Origin of the sequence: Streptomyces sp. 13-12-16 (assembly GCF_002114215.1) — a bacterium.
Classification (GTDB): domain Bacteria; phylum Actinomycetota; class Actinomycetes; order Streptomycetales; family Streptomycetaceae; genus Streptomyces.
In genome coordinates, this window is the sequence record NZ_NCTE01001091.1 from 18,363 (window position 1) to 19,784 (window position 1,422).

General features: G+C 76.0%; 2 protein-coding genes. One reads left to right on the top strand and one right to left on the bottom strand.

Going from position 1 to position 1,422, the window contains the following annotated elements:
• The first annotated feature begins 55 nt into the window (after window positions 1-55).
• Entirely contained in the window at window positions 56-1,159 is a 1,104-nt protein-coding gene (locus tag B7767_RS35740; protein ID WP_085575682.1) for an inositol-3-phosphate synthase, read from the top strand.
• Window positions 1,160-1,167: 8 nt separating this feature from the next.
• On the opposite strand, the gene B7767_RS47495 is transcribed toward B7767_RS35740, so the two are convergent.
• On the bottom strand, window positions 1,168-1,422 hold a 255-nt coding region (locus tag B7767_RS47495), incomplete at its 5' end, for a hypothetical protein (protein ID WP_218775845.1).

The window sequence follows — 1,422 nt, forward strand, 5'->3', positions numbered from 1 at the left end:
CGCCGAACCGTCCCTCCCCACCCCCTCCCCGGCCCCCCGCTTCGGCGTCTGGCTCATCGGGGCACGCGGCTCCGTCGCCACGACCGCGATCGCGGGCTGCGCCGCCGTCGCCGCCGGGCTCCACCCGCCGACCGGCATGGTCACCGAGACCGCTCCCTTCACCACATGCGGTCTGCCCTCGTTGTCGTCCCTCGTCTTCGGCGGTCACGACACCGTCGACTGCCCGCTGCCCAAACGTGCCGAGCACCTCGCCGACGGCGGTGTCCTGCCGCACGGCCTGCCGTCCGCCGTGCACGCCGAACTCGTCGCCGCCGACCGGGAGATCAGGCCCGGCGGCCCCCCGCCCGGTGACACCGGCCGCACCCAGGACCAGTGGATCGACGTGTTCGCGGCCGACATCCGCGACTTCGTGCGCCGCCAGGACCTCGCGGGCGCCGTCGTGATCAACGTCGCCTCCACCGAGCCGGCCCCCACCGACGGCTCCCTGCCGCCCAGCTCCCTCTACGCGGCGGCCGCCCTGCGCGCCGGCTGCCCCTACGTCAACTTCACCCCCTCCACGGGCCTGCACCACCCGGCCCTGGCCCCGCTCGCCGCCTCCTCGGGCCTGCCGTACGCGGGCCGCGACGGCAAGACCGGGCAGACCCTGCTGCGCTCCGTGCTCGGCCCGATGTTCCTGCAGCGCGCCCTCGCCGTGCGCGCCTGGTCCGGCACCAACCTCCTGGGCGGCGGCGACGGCGCCGCCCTCGCCGACCCCGCTGCCGCCGCCGCGAAGAACGCCGGCAAGGAACGCGTCCTCGCCGACACCCTCGGGACCACCCCCGAGGGCGAGGTCCACATCGACGACGTACCGGCCCTCGGCGACTGGAAGACGGCCTGGGACCACATCGCCTTCGACGGTTTCCTCGGCGCCCGCATGGTCCTCCAGACCACCTGGCAGGGCTGCGACTCGTCCCTCGCCGCACCCCTCGTCCTCGACCTGGCCCGGCTGACCGTCCGCGCCCGGCAGAAGGGCCTGACCGGCCCGCTGAGCGAGCTGGGCTTCTACTTCAAGGACCCGGTCGGCGACGGCCCGTCGTCACTGGCCGAGCAGTACACGGAGCTGAGGCACTTCGCCGGACGACTGCGCGACGACGCCACCGCTCCCGAGGCCCACCGATGAGCCACCCGTCACCCGGCGCCCAGGACATGCCCGCGCAGGACATGCGGGCGGAGGGCGTGCGCGGGCAGGACCCGGCAGCCCAGGGCACGCCCGCAGGGGGAGGGCCCGCGCAGGACGACTCCCCAGGGGCGCGGGGAACTGCGCGAACCACCACGACGCACCCGCACAGGACCACGACGGGACACGCGCAGGGCGCGCCCGTGCAGGACACGCCCGCACGGGGCGAGCCCGCGCGGGGCGGCCTCGCGCCGGCGGACGGTCCG